Here is a 23,125-nt window from a genome sequence, read left to right as displayed (position 1 = left end):
CGGGGCGTGTCTTGCCGGTGATGGGGTGGGGCCCTCGCGACCCGCCGTGTGGTTCGCGGATTTATGCGGGCCCCGACGCCGAGATCGAGGCGTTTCGCACCCGCAGCCTGGCCCAGGCGCAGTTTCCGCACGTGTTCTGCGATGCCGCCTTCTGCGACGTCGGGGTGGGGGCACATATGGCGTCCCAGGCCCTGGTGGTGACCACCGGGGTGGCCATCGACGGCATCCGTGAGGTGCTCTGGGCACCGCCGTCGGTGACAGCGAGTCTTATGAGTTCTGGCGCGAGTTCCTGTCCTCGGCGCGTGTCCCTCGTCTCTCCGGGTAGCTGACGGCTTCCCGCCCGGTCCGCTCCGCAGTTGCGATCCGCAGCATGCGCGGAATGTGGCCTCCACGGGCCCGCCCGCGGCTAGGCCGCAGTTCCCCCTGGCTTCACGGCCACGTGGGCGTCACCGGACTGGCCGCCCTGGCGATCAGCTGACCCGTTGCAGCCGGCACCTGCGATGGCTCGTATCGCACAAGGGGTATTCCTTGCTGCGCCGGCAGGTGCAGATGGCCACCATGAAACGGTCCGATTCCACGACACCGCCGCCGGGTGTCTCGATGCGCACCGGACCGGACACCAGGATCGGACCGTTGGGCACCACCTGAACCCGGGTGGTGGTCATGACTTGTCCGCCCGGATCACCACGAGTTCCTCATCGCGACAGCCGCGGGGCACCCGTCCGGTCTCCTCCAGCCATGCCGCCCGCGCCGACAACACCGGTCCGAACGGAATCCACTGAGCGGCAACGACTTCGGCATCCAAACCGGTGGACAACAGACAATCCAGGGACCGCTGCACGCCCGCCAGAGCCGACTGCACCAGCAGCAGAGATCCCCCGTCGCACAACAGCTTTGCCGCCGACTCGCACAGCGGATCCAGCACCAGCCGCCCATCGGGTCCGGCATTCCAGGCCCATGACGGACCGGCCGCCGGCGAGATGGCATCGGAGTCGTCGACGGGCGGAGCGGGGACATACGGCGGATTGGACACGATCACTTCGAACGGTGCGCAGACGAAAGCCCGTGTCCACGAGCCTTGACGAACGTCGACGTCCACTCCGGCGTCGGCGACGTTGTCGCGGGAGCACCGCACGGCATGTGGGCAGATGTCGAACGCGGTGACGCTGGCACAGCCCATTTCAGCGGCGGCGATCGCGACGAAACCGCTGCCGGTACACAGGTCGAGGACCCTCCGGCGCGGAATCAGGCCGGTCCGCCTCATCGTGTCAACGAGCAAACGGGAATCGAATTGTGGCTGGTACACCATGTCGGCGACCAAAGCGCCATCCAAGAATGGGTAGGTGGTCGTCAAGGGAGGCCTTTCGCGGCACCGCCGTGGCGATCACGGCGTACTAGTACTACTAATGCCCGCAAACCGCTGGTTGAAACCAACCCGTTGGTCGGGGACGATCGCTACCCCGCCGCGCGCGGTTGCTCCAGTTCGACTTTCTCCACGCCATCGGCAGCCAGGATGGCGATCCTCTTGCCGTGCAACTCGTTCGACATCGGGGTGCTCCTTCATGGGTTCAAGACGACTTTGGTGCAGCCGTCCTGCTTGTGTTTGAAGATCTCGTAGCCGTGTGGAGCCTGGTCGAGCCGGAGATGGTGGCTGATGATGATCGTGGGGTCGATCTCGCCGCTGCAGACCCGGTCCAACAGCGGCCGCATGTAGCGTTGTACGTGACACTGGCCGGTCTTGATGGTCAGCGAGCGGTTCATCACCGCGCCGATGGGGAATTTGTCCATCACGCCGCCATACACCCCGATGACCGAGACGGTGCCGCCGTTGCGGCAACTCAACACAGCTTCCCGAAGTGCGTGCGGCCGTTCGGTTTCCAACCGTACGGCCTGCTTGACGCGGTCGTAGGCGTCCACCACTCGAGAGCCGTTGCGGGCCTCCATGCCCGCCGCGTCGATGCAGTGGTCCGGTCCCCGCCCGGCGGTGATGTCCCGAAGCTCCTCCAGCACCGAGGTTTCGGAGAAGTTGAGTGGTGTCGCACCCAGCCGGCCCGCCAACTCCAGCCGATACGGGACCCGGTCGATGGCAATCACTTTGGCGGCGCCAAGCAAGTAGGCGCTGGCGACCGCGAACAGGCCCACCGGACCGGCACCCCATACGGCGACGACGTCGCCGGGGGTGATGTCGCACATCTCGGCGCCCATGTAGCCGGTGGGCAGGATATCCGACAAGAACAACACCTGGTCATCGGTCAGATCGTCGTCGATCTTCAACGGGCCCACATCGGCGAACGGCACCCGAGCGTATTCGGCTTGCCCACCGGCAAACCCGCCCAACATGTGTGAATATCCGAAAAGCCCTGCGGGCGAATGACCCAACAACTTCTCGGCCATGCCGGCGTTGGGATTGGAGTTCTCACACAGCGAGTACAGGTCGCGCTCGCACGCCGAGCAGGCCCCGCATGCGATCGGGAAGGGCACCACCACCCGGTCGCCGACGGCCAAGTTGGACACCGCTTTTCCGACCTCGACCACTTCACCCATGAACTCGTGCCCCAGCACGTCGCCGTGCTCGACCGTGGGGATATAGCCGTCGTAGATGTGCAGGTCCGAACCGCAGATCGCGGTGGAGGTGACCCGCACAATGACATCGCGGTCGTTGCGGATCGTGGGATCCGGAACCGATTGCACCTCAACGCTATTGCGTCCGGCCCAGACGGTGGCCTTCATCGGCCTGCTCCTTGGCTCATCGGTTGCGCGGGCTGTTGATGCATCTGGCGCAACGCTGACGTGCCTTCCGGTGACCCGTCGGAATAGAGCACCTGCCCGGTTTCCAGGATCTGCTTGAACCGCCGAAGATCGTCGTTGACCTGCTGTTCCGGCGACTCGCCCAACAGCGTCGCAACCGATTTGCCGAGCGCACCGCCCGGTATGTGGTAGCCGATCGTGACTCGAACCTCGGTGCCGTCGCCCGCGGCCGTCGGCGTGAATTCGACGCTGCCCCCGTGCCTTACCCCGGAATCACGCACGGATTGCCAGGCAATCCTCTTGTTGGGCACGTCCTCGACGACCTGCGCATCCCACTGCACGGGCTGGCCTACCGGCGCGTTGACGGCCCAATGCGACCGCCCGCCGTCGCGGGCGGTGACCGATCGCAGGTGATGCATGAAGCTGGGCAGCTTCTCCAGGTCACTCCAGAACCGATACACGTCCTCCGGCGAACGGCGCACCGTCACCGCGGCCCGCAGCGACCGATGCTTCGTGCCGTTACCATGCCGGTGGCATCCGTCGCGGGCGGCGCGTACCGCGGCGTAGAAGTCGGCCCCGGCGATTCCGGTCAGCGCGACGGCGGCGACGGCGCTGCGCGCGCGTGCTCCCCGGCCGCGGCTGAGCACACCCGCTCCGAACAGCGCGATGTCCAGCGCGTCGCCGGCCACCCTGGTCCACACCAGTTTCGGCGAGCCGAGCAATAACGCGGCGGCATGGCCGCATTCGCGTATCCCCAACGCGCGGATGACCGAGCGCGACCGGTCCGTGTCGGCCACGCCCACGAGCACGGCTACTTTCCCGGGGGCCAGCACCTCGGCGAGGCCGAGACCCAGGCTGGCCCCACCGAGGCCACGCGCCAGAGTGGCCGTTGCCCTCGCCGAAGCGTCTTTCATCGTCATTTCCCTTGCCTTGTGGTGTGTTAGGACGCGGCGGCCCGCAGCTTGTGCAGCAACGGTTCGGCGGCCTCCTTGAGGAACTCGTCCTGGTGCTGCCCGCCGATCTGTACGACGGCGATATCGGTGTAACCGGCTTCCCAATACGGCCGCACAGATTCGACGATGGCGTCCAGATCCGGCCCACACGGGATGTTCTCGGCGACGTCGTCCGGACGCACGAACTGCGTGGCCGCGGCGAAACCGGCAGGCGTCGGCAAGTCCGCATTGACCGCCCAGCCGCCGCCGAACCAGCGGAACTGATCGTGCGCGCGTTCCACGGCGGCGTCAAGGTCAGGATCCCAGCACACCGGTAGCTGCCCGACCACCCGTCCGGCGCCGGTCCCGTTGGCAACCTGGCGTGCCGCGTGCCACGAGTCGACCAGGTCGCCGTCGGGCTCCACCGCGATCAGGTGATCGGCAAGTTTGGCGAACTTGTCGACGGCGTTGGGACCGCCGACCGCCACCCCGATGCCGACCGGCACGTCCGGCAGATCCCACAATCGCGCCGAATCCACCTGGAAATAGTCGCCACGCCAGTTCACCAGCCGGCCGCCGAACAGTTCGCGGATGACCTTGACCGCCTCGCGCAGCATGTCTTGACGACGCTCGACAGCCGGCCAGCCCCGGCCGACGATGTGCTCGTTGAGATTTTCGCCGCTACCCAGTCCGAGCGTGAACCGCCCGTCGGAGAGGATCTGCACGGTGGCGGCCTGCTGCGCGACGATCGCGGGGTGATAGCGCATCGTCGGACAGGTCACGTAGGAGTACAGGTCAACCCGTTCGGTGACATGTGCCACCGCGCCCAGCACTGCCCAGGCGTTGGGCGCGTGTCCTTGCGATGTCAGCCAGGGCGAGAAGTGGTCGCTGCAGACCAAAAAGTCGAAGCCCCGCTGCTCGGCCGAAACGGCGTACTGCACAAGGTCTTTCGGTCCGCTCTGCTCGGTCATCAACGTATAGCCGAAATTCGTCATACGCGCTGGGGTACCCGGCTATTGGCCCACGTAACGCCACGGCGAAAAATCGCCCCCAAACTCGCCCTAGCGTTGCGCTCGCGGTGGCTTGCCGCGGCGCCAAAACGGGTAGACCGAGCGCAGGAGCGGGCAACGGCCCGCCTCAACCGCAAAAGGAGCGGACAATGATCGGAACAATCATCGGGGCCATCGTGGTCGGTCTCATCGTGGGCGCGCTCGCCCGCCTCGTCATGCCGGGCAAGCAGAACATCGGCGTCATTATGACCGTGGCATTGGGTGCCGTCGGATCCTTCCTGGGCACCTGGATTTCCTACAGGCTCGGATACTCGAATCAGAACGGCGGCTTCGAGTTCATCCCGTTCCTGGTCGGCATCGTCGTCGCGGTGTTGCTCATCGCCGCCTACCTCGGGCTTACCGGCCGGCGCGGCACATCTGCTCGTACCGGTCCACGCGCTGGACTGTAGCCCGACGGCGCCAGCGGCTCAGCGCACCACGATCGTGCGCTCTTCGCGGGGCACCAGCTCGCCGATAACGGGTGCGCCCGGGATCTCGCCGGCGATCAGCAGTCCGCCGGAGGTCTGCGCGTCGGCCAGCAGCAGCGCCTCCTGCTCGCTCACCGCAGCCAGGTCGACGTGCGGGGCCACCCACTCGAGATTGCGCCGGGTGCCACCGCTGACGTAGCCGGCGGCCAGCGCTTCGCGCGCGCCGTCCAGATACAGCACCGCGGCCGAGTCGATCACCGCCGTCACACCGCTGGCCCTGGCCAGCTTGTGCAAGTGCCCCAGCAATCCGAAACCGGTTATGTCCGTGGCACATTCGATGCCGGCCGCCAGCGCCGCCGCCGCCGCTTCGGCGTTGAGCGTGGTCATTGCCTCGATGGCGTCCGCGAACCGCTCGCCGGTGGCCTTGTGCCGGCTGTTCAGCACCCCGATACCCAGCGGCTTGGTCAGCGACAGTGGGGTGCCGGGCTTACCGGAGTCGTTGCGCAGCAACCTGTTTGGATCGGCGATTCCGGTGACCGCGAGCCCGTACTTGGGCTCGGGGTCATCGACGCTGTGCCCACCGGCCAGATGACAGCCCGCGAGCGAGCACACGTCCAGCCCGCCGCGCAACGTCTCGGCGGCCAGCTCGAACGGCAGCACATCGCGCGGCCACCCCAGCAGATTGACCGCGACCACCGGCCGCCCGCCCATCGCGTACACGTCGGACAGCGCATTGGCGGCGGCGATCCGGCCCCAGTCGTAGGGGTCGTCGACCACCGGGGTGAAAAAGTCGGTCGTCGCGATCAATGCCGTGCCGCCCTCGATCAGCACCGCGGCCGCGTCGTCACCGCTGTCCAGCCCGACCAGCAGCTCACCGGCAGGATGAGCGGGGACGCCGGCGCGCAATCCGCGCACCACGTCCTCCAGCTCGCCGGGCGGGATCTTGCACGCGCAGCCGCCGCCGTGCGCGTACTGAGTCAGTCGGTAGGCCATGGCGTCCATAATTGTCGCCATGGCCCAGGGAGGCGTCTCCGGTCTGGTGACCGGCGCGGTCTTCAAAACCGTCGAGCGACAGTTGCTGCCGCTGGCGGGTTCAATTCCCGTCCGCCTCCGCCACCTGCCCTGGTCCTGCCCGGGTCCCGCTCATGAGTGACGCGCGACGACGGGTTCCGCGCACCGACGCGCTCCTCGCCGATCCCCGGCTGGCTGAAGCGCAACAGCTGCTGGGCCGCACCCTGGTGAAATCCGTGATCGCGCAGGCACAGCAGCGGGCCCGTACCGGCGAGATCGAGCCGGAGCGGGTGGCCGAACACGCCGTCGCCGCACTCCCGGCCACCGCGGCAAGCCTGCGGCCCGTGATCAACGCCACCGGCGTCGTCGTGCACACCAACCTGGGCCGGGCGCCGTTGTCGCAGGCCGCGGTGGACGCGGTGGTCACCGCCAGCGGCGCCACCGACGTCGAATTCGACCTGGCGACCGGCCGCCGCGCGCGCCGTGGCCGGGGCGCGCTGGCCGCGCTCGCCGCGGCGGTGCCCGCCGCCGGCGGGGTGCACGTGGTGAACAACAACGCCGCCGCGCTGCTGCTGACCGCGCTCACGCTCGCCCCGGGCAAGGAGATCGTGCTCAGCCGCGGCGAGCTGGTCGAGATCGGCGACGGATTCCGCATCCCCGAGCTGCTGGCGTCCACGGGTGCGCGGCTGCGCGAGGTCGGCACCACCAACCGCACCAGCCTGCGCGACTACGCCGACGCGATCGGGCCGGACACCGGGTTTGTGCTCAAGGTGCATCCGTCCAACTTCTGCGTCACCGGGTTCACCTCGGCGGTCAGCGTGGCCGAATTGGCGCAGCTCGACACGCCGCTGGTCGTCGACATCGGCTCCGGACTACTGGAGCCGCACCCGATGCTGCCCGACGAGCCGGACGCGACAACGACGTTGCGCGACGGCGCCAACCTGGTCACCGCCAGCGGCGACAAACTGCTCGGCGGCCCGCAGGCCGGCCTGCTCTTCGGCGACGCCGACCTGATCGAGCGGCTGCGCCGCTATCCGGCGGCCCGTGCGCTGCGGGTGGACAAACTCACCCTCGCCGCGCTGGAAGCGACCGTGGTAGGACCGCCGCCGCCGGTAGCTCGAGCGCTGGCCGCCGAGGTGACGCAGCTGCGCGCCCGCGCCGAAAGCCTCGCCGCGCAACTACCGAGCGCGCACGCGGTGGACTGTGTGGCGGCCGTCGGCGGGGGCGGGGCCCCGGGCGTGCAGCTGCCCAGCGCCGGGCTGAGCGTGCCCCAGTCCTACGCCGCCAAGCTGCGCGCCGGCAGCCCGCCGGTCGTCGGCCGGGTGGAAGGCGGCCGGTGCCTGCTGGATCTGCGCACGGTGGCACCGGAGGACGACGACCTGGTGCTGGCGGCGGTGCTGGCGTGTTCGTCATAGCCACCGCGGGCCACGTAGACCACGGCAAGTCGACGCTGGTCCATCGGATCACCGGGATGTGGCCGGACCGGCTGGCCGAGGAGCAGCGCCGGGGCCTGACCATTGACCTGGGCTTCGCCTGGACCGAACTCGACGGACGCCGGCTGGCGTTCGTCGACGTGCCGGGCCATGAACGCTTCGTTCCCACCATGCTCGCCGGCGTGGGCCCGGTTCCGGCCGTCATGTTCGTGGTGGCCGCCACCGAGGGCTGGATGCCGCAGTCCGACGAGCATCTCGCGGCCTTGGACGCGCTGCGGGTTGCGCATGTGCTGGTCGTCATCAGCAAGGCAGACCTTGCCGATCCGGCGCCGGCGATCGAACAGGTGCGGGCGCGGTTGGCCGACGCGCCGGTCGCGCTGGGCACCGAACTGGACCAGGTGCGGGCCCAACTGCTGGCCCTGACGAGGCGGCTGCCGCAGCCGGACCGCGACGGCGACGTGCGGTTGTGGGTCGACCGCTGCTTCACGGTGCGCGGTGCGGGCACCGTCGTCACCGGCACGCTGAGCGCCGGCACGATCCGGGTGGGCGATGAACTCGAACACGCCGGACGCCGCGTCACCGTCCGCGGCTTGCAATCGCTGGGCCGAGACGTCGATGCGGCCGGTGCGGTGGCGCGGGTGGCGGTGAACCTGCGCGGCGTGGACCGCCGGCACATCGCTCGCGGCGACACCGTTCGCACGCCGGGTGCCTGGCTGGATACCGCGCAGATCGACGTGGCCCTGCGGTCGGCGGACACCCTGCACCGCCAGCTGGTGCTGCACCTAGGGTCCGCGGCGGTGCCGGTGCGGGTGCGCCCGCTGGGGACGGCCGGGGCACGGCTGCGGCTGACCAGGCCGTTGCCGTTGCGGGTGGGTGACGTCGGGTTGCTGCGCGATCCCGGGGAGCACCGGATCGCGGCCGGCATCGAGGTGCTCGACGTGCGGCCGCCGGAGTTGCACCGCCGCGGCGCGGCCCGGGCCCGCGGCGAGAAGCTGGCCACCGGCCGGGTGCCCCCACCCGAGTGCGCACCCGCGGCAGAGTTGCGCGCGATGGGGCTGCCGGCCACCGGCCACCGGGTGGGCGAGTGGGTGGTGGATCCACCGTGGTGGGCCGGGCGGCGCGAGCTTGCGGTCACGACGGTGCGGCGCTGGGCGGCCGACCACGACATCGCGGCGGGCATGCCACTGGAGGCGCTGCGGCAGCGGGTGGGGCTGCCCGCCGCCGAACTGGTGTCCGAGCTGCTCGACGGCACCGGCCTGGAGGTGGCCGACGGCCTGGTCCGGCCGCCCGGCACGGGCCTGCCGGCGCGCGTCGACAAGGCGGTGCGCACCGTCGAGGAGTGGCTGGCCGCCGAACCGTTCCGGGCGCCGGAGGCCGACGAACTGGCCGAACTGAAGCTGGGCAGCCGCGAGCTGGCCGCCGCCGTGCGGGCCGGGCGGCTGACCCGCGTTGCCGACGGCGTCGTGCTGGGGCCCGACGCGTTCACGCGCGCGGCCGCCATCCTGGCGACGCTGCCGCAGCCGTTCACGGTGAGCGACGCCCGGCGCGCCCTAGGCACCACTCGCCGGGTGGCCGTCCCGTTGCTCGAACGGCTTGACGCACTGAGGATTACCCGCCGCGATGCCGACGGCACCAGGACGACGCTTTGAGGCTGCCGGTTGCTCCCCAGGTACGCCGCAGGGTTTGATCAAGCCATGCACCCGGAAAGCAAGCTTGCGAAGTTGATCCAGTCGTGGCCGGTCTACCGCCAGCTCACCGGGTCCGACCCGCTGGGCCGCGGCAAAGCCGCACAGTCGGCTCGCTCGGCAACGCTGACGCCGCGCACCGCAGACGCCGACCACGTCGCGCACTCGGTGTGTCCGTTCTGCGCGGTGGGCTGCGCGCAGCAGGTGTACATCAAAGACGAGAAGGTCATCGCGATCGAGGGCGACCCGGACAGCCCCATTTCCCGAGGACGCTTGTGCCCCAAGGGATCTGCCAGCACCCAGCTGGTCACCGGGCCGCAGCGGGAAACCGTGGTGCGCTACCGCGCCCCCTACGCCACCGAATGGCAGGAACTCGACCTGGACACCGCGATGGACATGGTCGCCGACCGGGTGCTCGACGCACGTCGCAAGGGCTGGCAGGACTTCGACGCCGACCGCAACACGCTGCGCCGCACCATGGGCATCGCCAGCCTCGGCGGCGCCACCCTGGACAACGAAGAGAACTATCTGATCAAGAAGCTGTTCACCGCCCTGGGCGCGCTGCAGATCGAGAACCAAGCCCGTATTTGACACAGCGCCACGGTTCCCGGTCTGGGAGCCTCCTTCGGTCGCGGCGGAGCGACGGACTATCAGCAAGACCTGGTCAATTCGGACTTCATCGTCATCATGGGCTCGAACATGGCCGAGGCCCATCCGGTCGGGTTCCAGTGGGTGATCGAGGCCAAGGCGCGCGGCACCGAGGTCGTCCACATCGACCCGCGGTTCACCCGCACCAGCGCGCTGGCCGACCGGCACGTGGCGCTGCGCGCCGGCAGCGACATCGCGTTCCTCGGCGGGGTGATCAACTACATCCTTTCCAACGAGCTGGACTTCCGCGAGTACGTCACCGCCTACACCAACGCCGCGTTCCTGGTCGACGAAAACTACCGCGACGCCGAGGATCTCGACGGCCTGTTCAGCGGTTATGACCCCGACACCGCCTCCTATGACCCGGCGACTTGGCATTACGAGTCGACACACCACGACGGCCGCGGCGGGGCCGGTGACAAACAGCGCGCCGCGCCCGATCAGCTCGGCTCCGGCGGCCCGGCGGTGGAGGGTGCTGCCGGCGATATCCCGGCCGACCCGACGCTGTCGCACCCGCGCTGCGTCTACCAGATCCTCAAGCGGCACTACGCCCGCTACACCCCGGACATGGTGGAGCGAGTGTGCGGCGTGCCGGCCGACACCTTTCTGCGGGTCGCGCGGGCGTGGACGGAAAATTCCGGCCGCGAGCGCACCACGGCGCTGGTATACAGCGTGGGCTGGACCCAGCACACCATAGGCGCGCAGTTCATCCGCGCCGGCTCGATCATCCAGCTGCTGCTGGGCAATATCGGCCGGCCCGGCGGCGGAGTGTTCGCGCTGCGCGGGCATGCCAGCATCCAGGGCTCCACGGATGTGCCGACGCTGTTCAACCTGCTGCCCGGCTACCTGGCCATGCCGCACGCCGGCCAGGCGACCCTGGACGACTACCTGGACCGGATCAAGAGCCAGAACCAGAAGGGTTTCTGGCACAACGCCGACGCCTACCTGGTGTCGCTGCTCAAGGAGTACTGGGGCGAGCACGCCACCGCCGACAACGACTTCTGCTTCGACTACCTGCCGCGGATCAACGGCGACCATGGCACCTACCGCACCGTGATGGACATGGTCGACGGCAAGGTGTTCGGCTACTTCCTGCTCGGCCAGAACCCGGCCGTCGGGTCGGCCCACGGGCGGCTGCAGCGGCTCGGCATGGCCAACCTGGACTGGCTGGTGGTGCGCGACCTGGTGATGATCGAAAGCGCCACCTTCTGGAAGGACGCTCCCGAGGTCGAGACCGGCGAGATCACCCCGCAGACCTGCCGCACCGAGGTGTTCTTCTTCCCGGCGGCCTCGCACGTGGAGAAGGCCGGCACGTTCACCCAGACCCAGCGGATGCTGCAGTGGCGGGAGAAAGCAGTCGACCCGCCTGGTGATGCCCGCTCGGAGTTGTGGTTCTTCTACCACCTGGGCCGGCGGCTGCGGGACAAGCTGGCCGGCTCGACCGACGAGCGCGACCGGCCGCTGCTGGAGCTGTTCTGGGACTACGCGATGGAGGGTGACGAGCCCTCGGGCGAGGACGTGTTGCGCCGCATCAACGGCATCGACCTGACGACCGGTCGGGCGGTTAACGGCTACACCGAGTTGAAGGCCGACGGCAGCACCGCCTGCGGCTGCTGGATCTACAGCGGCGTGTACGCCGACGACTTCAACCAGGCGGCCCGGCGAGACACCTCGCAGTGGGGCTGGACCTGGCCGCTGAACCGGCGGGTGCTCTACAACCGGGCCTCGGCCGACCCGGCGGGCCGGCCGTGGAGCGAGCGCAAGAAGCTGATCTGGTGGGATCCGGAGAACCGCGAGTGGACCGGCCACGACGTGCCCGACTTCGAGAAGCACAAGCCGCCGGACTACCGCCCGCCCGAAGGCGCGGTGGGCGTCGAGGCGTTGCGCGGCGATGACGCGTTCGTCATGCAGGCCGACGGCAAGGCCTGGCTGTTCGCACCCAGCGGTTTGGCCGACGGTCCGCTGCCCACGCACTACGAGCCGCACGAGTCCCCGGTGCGCAATGCGCTGTATAGACAGCAGGGCAACCCGACCCGAATCGTCTACGGCCGCAACGACAATCCGTCGAACCCGGCGCCGCCGGAGGCCCACGGGGAGGTGTTCCCGTTCGTCTTCACCGCGGCGCGACTGACCGAGCACCACACGGCCGGCGGGATGAGCCGGCAGCTGCCCTACCTGTCGGAGCTGCAGCCCGCGTTGTTCGTCGAGGTGTCACCGGAATTGGCGCGCATCCGGGGGCTGACGCACATGGACTGGGCGCATGTGATCACCAGCCGCACCGCGGTGGACGCGCGGGTGCTGGTGACCGAGCGGATGAAGCCGCTTCGCATCGAAGACCGTGTGGTGCAACAGATTTGGATGCCCTACCACTGGGGTTACGCCGGCCTGGTCGACGGCGACGTGGTCAACGACCTGCTCGGAGTGGTGTTGGACCCCAACGTCTTCATCCAGGAGAGCAAGGTCTGCACCTGCGACATACAACCGGGACGACGGCCCCGCGGACCGGCGCTGCTGGCCTACATCGCCGAATACCGCCGCCGGGCCGGCGTCACCACGGCGACCGGCACCCGACTGGACACCCATAGCGAGGAAACCCCTTGAACCGCAACAGTTTCTATGGACCGCTGAGCGATCCGGCCGGTGATGCCGGGCATCTGGAGCACCCACCGCGAGTCGGGTTCTTCACCGACACCTCGGTGTGCATCGGCTGCAAGGCCTGCGAGGTTGCCTGCAAGGAATGGAACCGGGTTCCCGACGACGGCTTCGACCTGCTGGGGATGTCGTTCGACAACACCGGCATGCTCAGCGCCAACACCTGGCGGCACGTGGCGTTCATCGAGCAGCCGGCTACCGACCTCGGCATCCCGAAATTCGAGCGCCCCGGCGCGTCGGCCGGCCCGGAGTCCCGCACCGACTTTCGCTGGCTGATGAGCTCCGACGTATGTAAGCACTGCACCCATGCCGGGTGTCTGGATGTGTGCCCGACGGGCGCGCTGTTCCGCACCGAGTTCGGCACTGTCGTTGTGCAGCAAGACATTTGCAACGGCTGCGGGTATTGCGTGTCCGGCTGCCCGTACGGGGTGATCGACCGCCGCGAAGGTGACGGCCGGGCGTGGAAGTGCACGCTGTGCTACGACCGGCTGCATGACGGGCTGGAACCGGCGTGCGCCAAGGCCTGCCCCACCGACTCCATCCAGTTCGGCCCGCTCGACGAATTGCGGGAGCGCGCCGCCCGCCGGGTCGAGCAGCTGCATGAGCGCGGCGTAACCGAGGCGCGGTTGTACGGTCACGATCCCGACGACGGCGTGGGCGGCGACGGCGCGTTCTTCCTGCTCCTGGACGAGCCCGAGGTCTACGGATTGCCGCCGGATCCGGTGGTGCCCACCCGGGACCTGCCGGCCATGTGGCGCTATGCCGGGATGGCCGCGTCGGCGCTGGTGGCCGCGGCGGTGTCGGCGTTTGTCGGGAGCCGGCCATGACCGCCGGCGACCGGGAACAGCTTGCCGTGCCCCGAGCGGAGTTCCGGTCCTATTACGGGCGTCCGGTGCTCAAACCACCGGTGTGGGAGTGGAAGATCGCGGCGTACCTGTTCTCCGGTGGCCTGTCGGCGGGTTCGGCGCTACTGGCCGCCGGCGCCGATCTGACCGGACGCCCGGCGCTGTGCCGGGTGAGCCGAGTCGGGGCGCTGGCCAGCATCCTGGCCAGCATGTACTTCCTCGTCGCCGACCTCGGCCGCCCCGAGCGGTTCCACCACATGCTGCGGGTGGCCAAGCCGAGTTCACCGATGAGCGTGGGCACCTGGATGCTCGCCGCCTATGGGCCGGGCGCCGGGCTGGCCGGCGCCGCCGAGCTCATGCCGGCGCCGCTGCGGCGCACCTGGGTCGGGAGGCTGCTGAGCTGGCTGGCGCGCCCGGCCGGGTTGTCGGCGGCGGCCGCCGCACCCGGGGTTGCCTCCTACACCGCGGTCCTGCTGTCGCAGACCGCCGTCCCCGCCTGGCATGAGGCACACCCGTATCTGCCTTTCGTCTTCACCGGCTCGGCCGCGGCCAGCGGCGGCGGCTGGGGCATGGTGCTGGCGCCCGTGGCCGAGGCCGGTCCGGCGCGGCGACTCGCGGTCGTGGGGGCCGGGCTGGAGGTCGCGGCGTCTCGGCTGCTGGAGCAACGGCTGGGGCTGGCCGCCGAGGCGTACACCACGGGAAAGCCGCACCGGCTGCGCAGGTGGGCGGAGTACCTGACGATCGGCGGGGCGCTGGGCACGGCCGCGGCAGGCCGGAGCCGGTTCGCGGCGATGCTGTGCGGGCTGGCGCTGCTCACCGGCAGTGCGCTGCAGCGGTTCGGGGTGTTCGAGGCCGGTGTGGAATCCACCCGCGACCCGAAATACGTGGTGGTGCCGCAGCGCCAGCGACTTGATGCCGGCCGCTGAGCACGGCCGCAATGAGCGCGCCCAGGGCTGGGGTGTTCCCGGATACTGGACCCGACTGGGCTCACGATCCCCGAGTTCGGACGGTGGCACATCGCTGAACTGCGCGTTTGCGGCGCGGCCGGTCGAAAAGTGGTACTAAGACTAAACTAAACCCAAGCCCCAGGCCAAGAGCGCACTATCGACGGTCGTGCGCGCGTTGATCGCCGTCACGGGGATTTCGCCGAACGTGTTCTGAGGGCGAGAATTTGGCCGTTTTTTCGTCGCCATGTCACGCTCGGCGCAGCAAGCCGTCGATAAACCGCTTCCTCCGTGACTACAGCCGCTCCTTGACCGCCGCGGATAAGCGGGCCCCGTCGGCTTTGCCCTCGGCGATCTCGGTGGCGAATTTCATGACCAGGCCCATCTGCTTCATGGTGGGCCGATGCCCGAGCTGTTCGGCCACTTGGGCGATGGCGGTGTCAGCGACGTCGGCCACTTCTGCCTCGGTGAGCGGCGTAGGCAGATACTCGTCGATGATCCGGGCTTCTGCGTGCTCGTTGGCGGCCAGCTCACCACGCCCGTTCTGGGTGTAGATCTCCGCCGCCTCGCCACGCTTGCGGGATTCTCTGGCCAGCACCTTGAGCACCTCGTCGTCGGTGAGCTCTTTGGCCTGCTTGCCCGACACTTCCTCGGTCTGGATTGCGGCCAGCACCATGCGCAGGGTCGCGGTTCGCAACTTATCCTGCGATTTCATCGCTTCGGTTAGGTCGGCCCGAAGCCGCGATTTGAGTTCCGCCATGGCAGAGACGCTACGCGCGTTGCTTTCGGAGGTTGCCGAAGCCGACACCAAGACCGGAAGTCGTACCTGCATTGAGAAATGCGCCGACCGCCGACAGGATGGAGCCCATGACCAACGACGACAGCCGCCACATCCGGTGAGTACGCTGCCGCCGAGTTATCCGGTGGACCCGCCGGCCGAGACCCCCGGGTACGTACCGGCCGGGTACCCACCATTGGGCGCCGGCTATCCGCCGCCATCGTCGCAGCCGCCGGGCTACGGCGCCCCACCGCCCGGATACGGCCCGCCGCCCGGTTACGGAGTGCCACCTGCCTACGGCATGCCGCCGAGTTACGGTCCCCCGCCCCCCGGCTACGGCGCTCCGCCCGGATATGGCCCCCCGCCGCCGGGTTACGGTGCGCCGCCACCGGGTTACGGCCCGCCGCTGATTCCCGGGGCGGTAAAACCCGGAATCATCCCGCTGCGGCCGTTGACCTTGAGCGATATCTACAACGGCGCGGTCGGCTACATCCGCACCAACCCGAAGGCGACGCTGGGTCTGACCGCCGTCGTCGTGGTGATCATGCAGGTCGTCACGCTGATCGCCACGATCGGACCGTTGGCGGCCCTCAACCAGCTGAAAACCCAGCCGTCGACCGAGCTGAGTCTGGGCGTCTTCGGCGCCTGGATGGGTTCGGTGGCGGCCAGTGGTCTGGTCACCTGGCTGGGCGGCATGCTGCTGAGCGGAATCCTCACCGTCGTCGTCGGGCGCGCGGTGTTCGGGTCTCCCATCACGATCGGCGAGGCGTGGGCCAGGGTCCGGGGGCGCGTGCTGGCGCTGATCGGGCTGGCCTTGCTGGAAGCCGCCGGGATGGTGGCGCTCGCGGGGTTGGTGGTGGTGATCCTGGTCGGGGTCGCGGCCGTGGCCAACGGTGCGGTGGCGGTCCTGCTGGGCATCCCGCTACTGCTGCTGGTCGGGTTGCTGCTGGGCTATCTGTACACCATGCTGATGTTCGCGCCGGTGCTGATCGTGCTGGAGCGACTGCCGCTGGTCGACGCGGTCACCAGGTCGTTCCGGCTGGTCCGCGGCGGGTTCTGGCGGGTTCTGGGTATCCGGTTGCTGACGGCGCTGGTGGTGGGCCTGGTCGGCGGTGCGGTCGCGGCGCCCTTCAGCATCGCGAGCCAGATCTTATTGGGCGTTACCGCGTCGGGCGGATCCATCCCTATGCTGCTCGTCGGTACGACGCTGTCGGCGGTCGGCTCAGCGATCAGCCAGATCATCACCGCACCGTTCACCGCCGGTGTTGTCGTGCTGCTCTACACCGATCGCCGCATGCGCGCCGAAGCCTTCGATCTGGTGCTGCAGACCGGTGCCGCCGGTGGGCCCGCCGCGGTGGAGTCCACCGACAATCTGTGGCTCACCCGGCCTTACTAATCGACTGGTGGGGACTGACTGACGATGCCTTCCATCGACATCGACCGCGATGCCGCCCACCAGGCAGCGCAGCATGAGCTCGACAAACCGATCTACCCCAAGCCATCGCTGTCGACGGCTTTCAGCGACTGGCTCAACGAGCAGTTGTACCGGCTGCTGGAGAAGGGCGCTTCGGTATCCGGTGGCTGGTTCACCCTGACGGTGGTGTTCATCCTGGCGGTGATCGCGGTGATCGTCGCCGTCCACATCGCCCGACGCACCATGCGCACCCACCGCGGCGGTGATTACCAACTGTTCGAAGCCGGCCAACTCACCGCGGCCCAGCATAGAGCCACGGCTGAAGCGTTTGCGGCCCAAGGTAATTGGGCCGCAGCCATCCGGCACCGACTGCGCGCGGTCGCGCGCGAGCTGGAAGAGAACGGGGTGCTGAACCCGGCCCCCGGACGCACCGCCAACGAGCTGGCCACCGACGCGGGCGCGGCCCTGCCGCATCTGATAGGCGAATTGTCCAGGGCCGCAACGGCTTTCAACGACGTCACCTATGGCGAGCGGCCCGGAACTCCAGATTCCTACCAGCTGATCGCGGACCTCGACGACCACTTGCGATCACGTGCTCATGCCTCGTCGGCGGTGGAACGCCCCGCCACACCCGATTCCTGGGCGCAGGTCCGGTGATGCCGGCACCGGGTATCACCCGACGACGGCGCCCGTGGCGCGGCATCGTGCTCGCGCTGGCCGCGATCGTCCTCGTCGCCGCCGTCGGCACCTACCTGACCGCGCCGCGGCCCGGCGGCATGATGGATCCCGCGGCCACCAACTCCTCCGGCGCCCATGCGCTGGTGACGTTGCTGCGCGACGGCGGCGTCGAGGTCGTCGTCGCCAACACCGTCGCCGACGTCGAACGCTCGGCCCGCGCCGACTCGCTGCTGCTGGTGGCCCAGACCCAATACCTGACCGACAGCGCACTACTGCAGCGGCTGGCACAAACCCCCGGTGACCTGCTCCTGGTGGAGCCCACCGCGCGAGCCCGCAGAGCGCTCACCCCGAAGCTGCGCATCACGGCCGCCGAACAATTCGCGTCCCAGCCGAAATGCCCGCTGCGCGAAGCCAATCGGGCCGGAAAAGTGCATTTTGGGCCCAGCGATGCCTACCAGCCCAGGGACGACCTGGAGGTGGTCAGCTGTTACGGCGGCGCATTGGTCCGCTATCGCGATGCCGGGCGAACCGTCACGGTGGTCGGCAGTAGCGACTTCATGACCAACGGCGGCCTGCTCGAAGAGGGCAACGCCGCGCTGGCGATGAACCTCGCGGGTGACCGGCCGCGGCTGGTCTGGTACGCGCCGCACCGCGTCGAGGGCCAGACGTCGGAGCCCGGTTCGCTGTCCGACCTGATCCCGACAAACGTGACGTGGATCGTCTGGCAGCTGTGGCTGGTGGTCCTGCTGGTGGCGCTCTGGAAGGGCCGCCGGCTGGGCCCGCTGGTGGCCGAGGAGATGCCCGTGGTGGTCCGCGCCTCGGAGACGGTCGAGGGCCGCGGCCGGCTGTACCGGTCCCGGCGAGCCCGCGATCGCGCCGCCGAGGCGCTGCGCACCGCCACGCTGCAACGACTGCTGCCGAGGCTGGGTATCGGCCCGGGCACCGACCCGCCGGCGGTGGTGATGACCGTGGCCCGGCGCAGCGGGGCCGACCCGGAGTTCGTTCGATACCACCTGTACGGTCCGCCACCGGCCACCGACCAGGACCTACTACACCTCGCCCGCGCGCTCGACGACATCGAAAGGCAGGTCACCCACTCGTGACACAATCCGCTCCCACCCAATCCGCGCCCGCGGACTCGGCACGCGAAGCATTGCTGGGGTTACGCGCCGAGATCGGCAAGGCCGTCGTCGGACAGGACGGCGTGATCAGCGGCCTGGTGATCGCGCTGCTGTGCCGCGGCCACGTGCTACTGGAAGGCGTTCCGGGAGTGGCGAAGACGTTGATGGTCCGGGCCATGGCCGCCGCGCTGCAGCTGGAGTTCAAGCGGGTGCAGTTCACCCCCGACCTGATGCCCGGCGACGTCACCGGTTCGCTGGTCTACGACTCGCACAGCGCCGAATTCACCTTCCGGCCGGGCCCGGTGTTCACCAACCTGCTGCTCGCCGACGAGATCAACCGCACGCCACCCAAAACACAGGCCGCGCTGCTCGAGGCCATGGAAGAGCGTCAGGTCAGCGTGGAAGGCCAGGCCAAACTGCTGCCGGACCCGTTCATCGTCGCGGCCACCCAGAACCCGATCGAATACGAAGGCACCTATCAGCTGCCCGAGGCCCAGCTCGACCGTTTCCTGATGAAACTCAACGTCACGCTGCCGGCCCGCGACGCCGAGATCGCCATCCTGGGCCGGCACGCGCACGGTTTCGACCCGCGCGATCTGTCCGCGATCAGGCCGGTGGCCGGGGCGGCCGAGCTGGCCGCCGGGCGGGAAGCGGTTCGTCAGGTGCTGATCGCCGACGAGGTCCTGGGCTACATCGTCGACATCGTCGGGGCCACCCGCTCCTCCCCCGCGCTGCAACTGGGGGTGTCGCCGCGCGGGGCGACGGCGCTGCTGGGCACCGCCCGGTCGTGGGCCTGGTTGTCGGGGCGCAACTACGTCACTCCCGACGACGTCAAGGCCATGGCCCGGCCCACGCTGCGGCACCGGATCATGTTGCGTCCGGAAGCCGAGCTCGAAGGGGCCACGCCCGACGGCGTGCTGGACGGGATACTGGCCTCGGTTCCGGTGCCCCGCTAGTGATCCTGACCGGACGAACCGGCCTGCTGGCGCTGATCTGCGTCCTGCCGATCGCGTTGGCCCCTTGGCCGGCAAGGGCTTTCGTCACTTTGCTGGCGCTGCTGATGACGGCGGTGGTCATCGACATCGTGGCGGCTGCCAGCACCCGCAAGTTGCGCTTCACCCGTTCCCCGGACAGCTCGATCCGGCTGGGCCAGCCCGCGGACGCTGGCCTGTCCATCCACAACGAGGGCCGGCGCCGGTTCCGCGGCCAGATCCGCGACGCCTGGCCGCCCAGCGCCCGCGGCGAACCGCGCAGCCACCGGGTCAACGTCGGCGGCGGTGAGCGCCAGCAGCTGACGACCCAGCTGCGGCCGGTTCGCCGCGGCGACCAGCGTGCGGCCGCTGTCACCGCCAGATCACTCGGACCGCTGGGCTTGGCGGGCCGGCAGAGTTCGCAGCCGGTGCCCGGCACGGTCCGGGTGCTACCGCCGTTTCTGTCGCGCAAGCACCTGCCGTCGCGGCTGGCCAAACTGCGCGAGATCGACGGGTTGTTGCCGACGCTGATCCGCGGGCAAGGCACCGAATTCGATTCGCTGCGCGAATATGTCGTCGGCGACGACGTCCGCTCGATCGACTGGCGCGCGACGGCACGTCGCGCCGACGTGATGGTGCGCACCTGGCGGCCCGAGCGGGACCGGCGGGTGGTGCTGGTGCTCGACACCGGGCGGATGGCGGCGGGGCGGGTCGGTGTTGACCCGACGGCCGCCGATCCCGCCGGATGGCCCCGGCTGGACTGGTCGATGGATGCCGCGCTGCTGTTGGCGGCGCTGGCGTCGCGGGCCGGCGACCACGTCGACTTCCTGGCTCACGATCGGGTCAGCCGGGCGGCGGTTTTCGGCGCGTCCCGCACCGAACTGCTGGCCCAACTGGTCGACGCGATGGCGCCGCTGCAACCGGCGCTCGTCGAATCAGATTGGCGGGCAATGATTTCCGCGATTCTGCGGCGGACCCGGCGCCGGTCGCTGGTGGTGCTGCTGACCGACCTCAACGCCACCGCCCTGGACGAGGGTCTGCTACCGGTGCTGCCGCAGCTGTCGGCCAAACATCATGTGGTGGTGGCCGCAGTCGCCGACCCGCGCGTCGATGAACTGGCCATCGGGCGTTCCGACGCGGCAGCGGTCTACGACGCGGCCGCAGCAGAACGCGCCCGCAACGACCGTCGGGCGATCGCGTCGCGACTGCGCCGCAGCGGAGTGGACGTCGTCGACGCGCCGCCGACGGAGCTTGCGCCGGCCCTGGCGGATCGTTATCTCGCGATGAAAGCGACCGGCCGGCTGTAGATTCCGGCGGCCCGCGTCAGCCGGTGGGCACCACGTCGGGAGCGTCCTCGATGTCGCCGGTCTCCCCGGCCTTGGCGGCGCGACGGCCGAAGTAAACGATGTAGAACACGAACGCGGCCTCGGCAAGAAGGCCGATGGCGATCCGGACGAAGGTCGGCAACGGCGACGGCGTCACCATCGCTTCGATCAGCCCGGACACCAGCAGCACCCCGACCAGGCCCACGGCCACCGACACCACGCCGCGGCCCTGCTCGGCCAGCACTTGTCCGCGCGGCCGGTCACCGGGCGCGATCACCGACCACCCCAGCCGCATCCCGGTTGCCGCGGCCAGGAACACCGCCGTCAGCTCGAGCAGCCCGTGCGGAATCAGCAGGCCCAGCAGCAGGCCGCCCCTGCCGGCCTGGAACATCAAACCGGCGATCACTCCGACGTTGGCCGCGTTCTGGAAAAGCACCAGCGGTATCGGCAGGCCCAGCACGACCGACATCGCGATGCACTTGGCCGCCACCCAGGAATTGTTCACCCAGACCTGCAGCGCGAACGACGTTGCCGGGTGCTCGCTGTAATACGACTCGACGTCGTGGTTGACCAATTCGTTGATCTCGGTGGGAGTTCCGATGACCGACTGCACCTCCGGACTGCCGGCCACCCAGAACGCGATGAGCACCACGACGGCGAAGAACGCCAGCGCCGTAGCCAACCACCAACGCCCGGCGCGGTAGGCGACGACCGGGAACGACACCGTCCAGAACCGGACGAAGGTACTGGTCAGCGGCGCGTGCGCGCCGGTGACCGCGGCCCGCGCGCGGGCGACCAGGCTCGACAACCGGCCGATCAGCAACGAATCCGACGACACCGACCGCAGCATCGACAGGTGCGTGGACACACGCTGGTAGAGCTCGACGAGCTCGTCGATCTCGGCACCGGTCAGTGAGCGACGCTTTTTGACCAACTGGTCGAGGCGATCCCAGGTGCCGCGGTGGGTCAGCAAGAACGCGTCGACGTCCACCTGCGCAGCGTACCCAACCGAGTGCGGCAGGCAGCCGTCCGCAAACCTGTAGCGTTCCGGGGTATGTCGGAGGTGGTGACCGGGGACGCCGTGGTGCTCGATGTACAGATCGCCCAGCTGCCGGTGCGTGCGGTGAGCGCGATCATCGACATGACGGTGATCTTCATCGGCTACCTGCTCGGGCTGATGCTGTGGGCGGCCGCGTTGAGTCAGCTGGACGAGGCGTTGACCATTGCGTTCCTGATCATGTTCACGGTGCTGGCGTTCGTCGGCTACCCGGTGGCCATCGAGACCGCGACCCGGGGCCGGTCGGTGGGCAAGATCGTGATGGGTCTGCGGGTGGTATCCGACGACGGGGGCCCGGAACGCTTTCGCCAGGCGCTGTTTCGCGCGCTGGCCTCGGTGGTGGAGATCTGGATGCTGATGGGCAGCCCGGCCGTGATCTGCAGCATGGTGTCGCCAAAAGGTAAACGCGTGGGCGACATGTTCGCCGGCACCATCGTCGTCAGCGAGCGCGCTCCGCGCCTGGGGCCGCCGCCGGCCATGCCGCCGTCGCTGGCGTGGTGGGCGTCGTCGCTGCAGCTGTCCGGGCTGACCGCCGGCCAGGCCGAAGTCGCGCGCCAATTCCTTTCCCGGGCACCGCAATTGTATCCCCGGTTGCGTGAGCAGATGGCGTACCGGATTGCCGCCGATGTGTTTTCCCGGGTCGCCCCGCCGCCCCCGCCGGGCGTTCCGCCGCAGCTGGCGCTGGCCGCGGTGCTTGCCGAGCGGCACCGCCGCGAGTTGGCACGGCTGCGTCCGGCTATGCGACAGGCCTGGCCGATGGGGCCGCCACCGACGGGGCCGCAGGGGTGGCCGCCCGCGACGGCATGGCCCGCCCAGCCACCGATGTACCCGCCCGCGGCGGCATGGCCCGCCCAGCCACCGCCCGCCCAGCCACCGATGTACCCGTCGCCGCAGGCGATTCCGTGGCCGGAGCCCGACCCACCGCCGCAGACTTCGCCGCCCGGCGGCTTCTCGCCGCCGAGCTAGCTACCGCGCGACCGTCGCGGCCAAGACGGCGACGTCGGCGACCAATAGCGCCAGACCGACCAGCGGAACCGCTATGCCGAACCGGAGCTTGGCGGTGAACACCGAGACGACGATGACCAACAGGGCCACCACCGGCGCGCCGTAGAACAAGACACCGAAGTCGATCCCGGCGCCCAGGTTGGGGCAGCGGCTTTCGCTGCAGGCATCGGTGCTCATCACCGCGCCGAGAGCGAACAACATCACGATCGCGGCACCCGGCACGGTCAGCAGGGCGAGCACCCAGGTAACCCATAGGCGGGCCTGCCCGCTGCCCCGCGTCGGAGCGGCCACGCCACTGGGACGCGTCTCCGTCAGGCGATTTCTGCCGTCCATGACCTCAGTGGCTACCCGGGCAATAACAACCGCAAACCAAAAGTTCGCCGTTGCATCGCGTTCTGTCA

Annotated in this window: 20 protein-coding genes, 1 tRNA gene and 3 pseudogenes; 14 read left to right on the top strand and 10 right to left on the bottom strand. The window is 69.3% G+C overall.

Features of this window, described 5'->3' with window-relative positions; all coding sequences use genetic code 11:
• Window positions 1-53: 53 nt before the first annotated feature.
• Window positions 54-322: pseudogene (locus tag CDN38_RS15325) on the top strand (transposase); the annotation flags it as partial.
• A 148-nt stretch (window positions 323-470) separates the two neighbouring features.
• On the opposite strand, the gene CDN38_RS15320 reads toward CDN38_RS15325, so the two are convergent.
• From CDN38_RS15320 to CDN38_RS15295, 6 genes and pseudogenes are all read right to left on the bottom strand, one after another.
• Entirely contained in the window at window positions 471-665 is a 195-nt protein-coding gene (locus tag CDN38_RS15320; protein WP_075511829.1) for a CDGSH iron-sulfur domain-containing protein, read from the bottom strand.
• Window positions 662-1,354 carry a HemK2/MTQ2 family protein methyltransferase gene (locus tag CDN38_RS15315; protein ID WP_075511830.1) on the bottom strand — a complete coding sequence of 231 codons (693 nt, stop codon included), beginning with the start codon at window positions 1,352-1,354 and terminating at the stop codon, window positions 662-664. The genes CDN38_RS15320 and CDN38_RS15315 overlap by 4 nt, the downstream gene beginning before the upstream one ends.
• 107 nt (window positions 1,355-1,461) lie before the next feature.
• A pseudogene (locus CDN38_RS15310) lies at window positions 1,462-1,548 on the bottom strand (peptidase C56); the annotation flags it as partial.
• A 12-nt stretch (window positions 1,549-1,560) separates the two neighbouring features.
• Window positions 1,561-2,730 carry a zinc-dependent alcohol dehydrogenase gene (locus CDN38_RS15305; RefSeq protein WP_075511831.1) on the bottom strand — a complete coding sequence of 390 codons (1,170 nt, stop codon included), beginning with the start codon at window positions 2,728-2,730 and terminating at the stop codon, window positions 1,561-1,563.
• Complete coding sequence (locus CDN38_RS15300; protein WP_099319400.1) at window positions 2,727-3,662, bottom strand: SRPBCC family protein; 936 nt, start codon at window positions 3,660-3,662, stop codon at window positions 2,727-2,729. Before CDN38_RS15300 ends, CDN38_RS15305 begins: the two co-directional genes overlap by 4 nt.
• 26 nt (window positions 3,663-3,688) lie before the next feature.
• Complete coding sequence (locus CDN38_RS15295; RefSeq protein ID WP_075511832.1) at window positions 3,689-4,675, bottom strand: LLM class F420-dependent oxidoreductase; 987 nt, start codon at window positions 4,673-4,675, stop codon at window positions 3,689-3,691.
• 164 nt (window positions 4,676-4,839) lie between these two features.
• Between CDN38_RS15295 and CDN38_RS15290 the strand changes: the two genes are divergently transcribed.
• On the top strand, window positions 4,840-5,139 hold the full coding sequence (locus tag CDN38_RS15290) for a GlsB/YeaQ/YmgE family stress response membrane protein (RefSeq protein ID WP_075511833.1): 300 nt from the start codon (window positions 4,840-4,842) through the stop codon (window positions 5,137-5,139).
• Between the two features lie 18 nt (window positions 5,140-5,157).
• Here the strand turns inward: CDN38_RS15290 and selD are convergent, their stop codons facing one another.
• Entirely contained in the window at window positions 5,158-6,150 is a 993-nt protein-coding gene (gene selD, locus CDN38_RS15285; RefSeq protein WP_075511860.1) for a selenide, water dikinase SelD, read from the bottom strand.
• A gap of 28 nt (window positions 6,151-6,178) precedes the next feature.
• On the opposite strand from selD, the gene CDN38_RS15280 reads away from it, so the two are divergent.
• From CDN38_RS15280 to nrfD, 6 genes are all read left to right on the top strand, one after another.
• Window positions 6,179-6,273 (top strand) — tRNA-Sec (locus tag CDN38_RS15280).
• 29 nt (window positions 6,274-6,302) lie between these two features.
• Complete coding sequence (selA, locus tag CDN38_RS15275) at window positions 6,303-7,583, top strand: L-seryl-tRNA(Sec) selenium transferase (RefSeq protein ID WP_075511834.1); 1,281 nt, start codon at window positions 6,303-6,305, stop codon at window positions 7,581-7,583.
• Entirely contained in the window at window positions 7,571-9,250 is a 1,680-nt protein-coding gene (locus CDN38_RS15270; RefSeq protein WP_075511835.1) for a selenocysteine-specific translation elongation factor, read from the top strand. The genes selA and CDN38_RS15270 overlap by 13 nt, the downstream gene beginning before the upstream one ends.
• Window positions 9,251-9,295: 45 nt before the next feature.
• Window positions 9,296-12,535 carry a formate dehydrogenase gene (fdh, locus tag CDN38_RS15265; RefSeq protein WP_099319032.1) on the top strand — a complete coding sequence of 1,080 codons (3,240 nt, stop codon included), beginning with the start codon at window positions 9,296-9,298 and terminating at the stop codon, window positions 12,533-12,535.
• Window positions 12,532-13,413, top strand: coding sequence for a 4Fe-4S dicluster domain-containing protein (locus CDN38_RS15260; RefSeq protein WP_075511837.1), 882 nt, complete (start codon window positions 12,532-12,534; stop codon window positions 13,411-13,413). The genes fdh and CDN38_RS15260 overlap by 4 nt, the downstream gene beginning before the upstream one ends.
• Complete coding sequence (gene nrfD, locus CDN38_RS15255) at window positions 13,410-14,357, top strand: NrfD/PsrC family molybdoenzyme membrane anchor subunit (RefSeq protein ID WP_075511838.1); 948 nt, start codon at window positions 13,410-13,412, stop codon at window positions 14,355-14,357. Before CDN38_RS15260 ends, nrfD begins: the two co-directional genes overlap by 4 nt.
• A 313-nt stretch (window positions 14,358-14,670) precedes the next feature.
• Here the strand turns inward: nrfD and CDN38_RS15250 are convergent, their stop codons facing one another.
• Window positions 14,671-15,135 carry a GatB/YqeY domain-containing protein gene (locus CDN38_RS15250; RefSeq protein ID WP_075511839.1) on the bottom strand — a complete coding sequence of 155 codons (465 nt, stop codon included), beginning with the start codon at window positions 15,133-15,135 and terminating at the stop codon, window positions 14,671-14,673.
• Between the two features lie 19 nt (window positions 15,136-15,154).
• On the opposite strand from CDN38_RS15250, the gene CDN38_RS15245 reads away from it, so the two are divergent.
• The 5 genes and pseudogenes from CDN38_RS15245 to CDN38_RS15225 all read left to right on the top strand — a co-directional run bounded on the left by CDN38_RS15245 (window position 15,155) and on the right by CDN38_RS15225 (window position 20,644).
• Window positions 15,155-16,549, top strand: a complete 1,395-nt coding sequence (locus tag CDN38_RS15245; protein ID WP_408633073.1) for a hypothetical protein — start codon at window positions 15,155-15,157, stop codon at window positions 16,547-16,549.
• Window positions 16,550-16,573: 24 nt separating this feature from the next.
• Entirely contained in the window at window positions 16,574-17,224 is a 651-nt protein-coding gene (locus CDN38_RS15240; protein ID WP_075511840.1) for a DUF4129 domain-containing protein, read from the top strand.
• The gene (locus tag CDN38_RS15235) at window positions 17,206-18,348 is read left to right on the top strand and encodes a DUF4350 domain-containing protein (RefSeq protein ID WP_180276420.1); all 1,143 of its coding nucleotides are present in this window, start codon (window positions 17,206-17,208) and stop codon (window positions 18,346-18,348) included. The genes CDN38_RS15240 and CDN38_RS15235 overlap by 19 nt, the downstream gene beginning before the upstream one ends.
• Window positions 18,349-18,352: 4 nt before the next feature.
• Window positions 18,353-19,322: pseudogene (locus tag CDN38_RS15230) on the top strand (AAA family ATPase).
• The gene (locus CDN38_RS15225) at window positions 19,322-20,644 is read left to right on the top strand and encodes a DUF58 domain-containing protein (RefSeq protein ID WP_099319030.1); all 1,323 of its coding nucleotides are present in this window, start codon (window positions 19,322-19,324) and stop codon (window positions 20,642-20,644) included. The pseudogene CDN38_RS15230 and the gene CDN38_RS15225 overlap by 1 nt, the downstream one beginning before the upstream one ends.
• Window positions 20,645-20,660: 16 nt before the next feature.
• Here CDN38_RS15225 and CDN38_RS15220 read toward each other — a convergent pair whose 3' ends face one another.
• The gene (locus CDN38_RS15220) at window positions 20,661-21,653 is read right to left on the bottom strand and encodes a stage II sporulation protein M (protein ID WP_099319029.1); all 993 of its coding nucleotides are present in this window, start codon (window positions 21,651-21,653) and stop codon (window positions 20,661-20,663) included.
• Between the two features lie 63 nt (window positions 21,654-21,716).
• Between CDN38_RS15220 and CDN38_RS15215 the strand changes: the two genes are divergently transcribed.
• Window positions 21,717-22,685: an RDD family protein gene (locus CDN38_RS15215; protein ID WP_075511845.1), complete on the top strand. Its 969-nt coding sequence runs from the start codon at window positions 21,717-21,719 to the stop codon at window positions 22,683-22,685.
• Here the strand turns inward: CDN38_RS15215 and CDN38_RS15210 are convergent, their stop codons facing one another.
• Window positions 22,686-23,057, bottom strand: a complete 372-nt coding sequence (locus CDN38_RS15210) for a hypothetical protein (RefSeq protein WP_075511846.1) — start codon at window positions 23,055-23,057, stop codon at window positions 22,686-22,688.
• Window positions 23,058-23,125 lie beyond the last annotated feature (68 nt).

Origin of the sequence: Mycobacterium ostraviense (genome assembly GCF_002705925.1) — a bacterium.
GTDB classification, from domain to species: domain Bacteria; phylum Actinomycetota; class Actinomycetes; order Mycobacteriales; family Mycobacteriaceae; genus Mycobacterium; species Mycobacterium ostraviense.
This window is presented reverse-complemented; position numbering and strand designations above follow the sequence as displayed.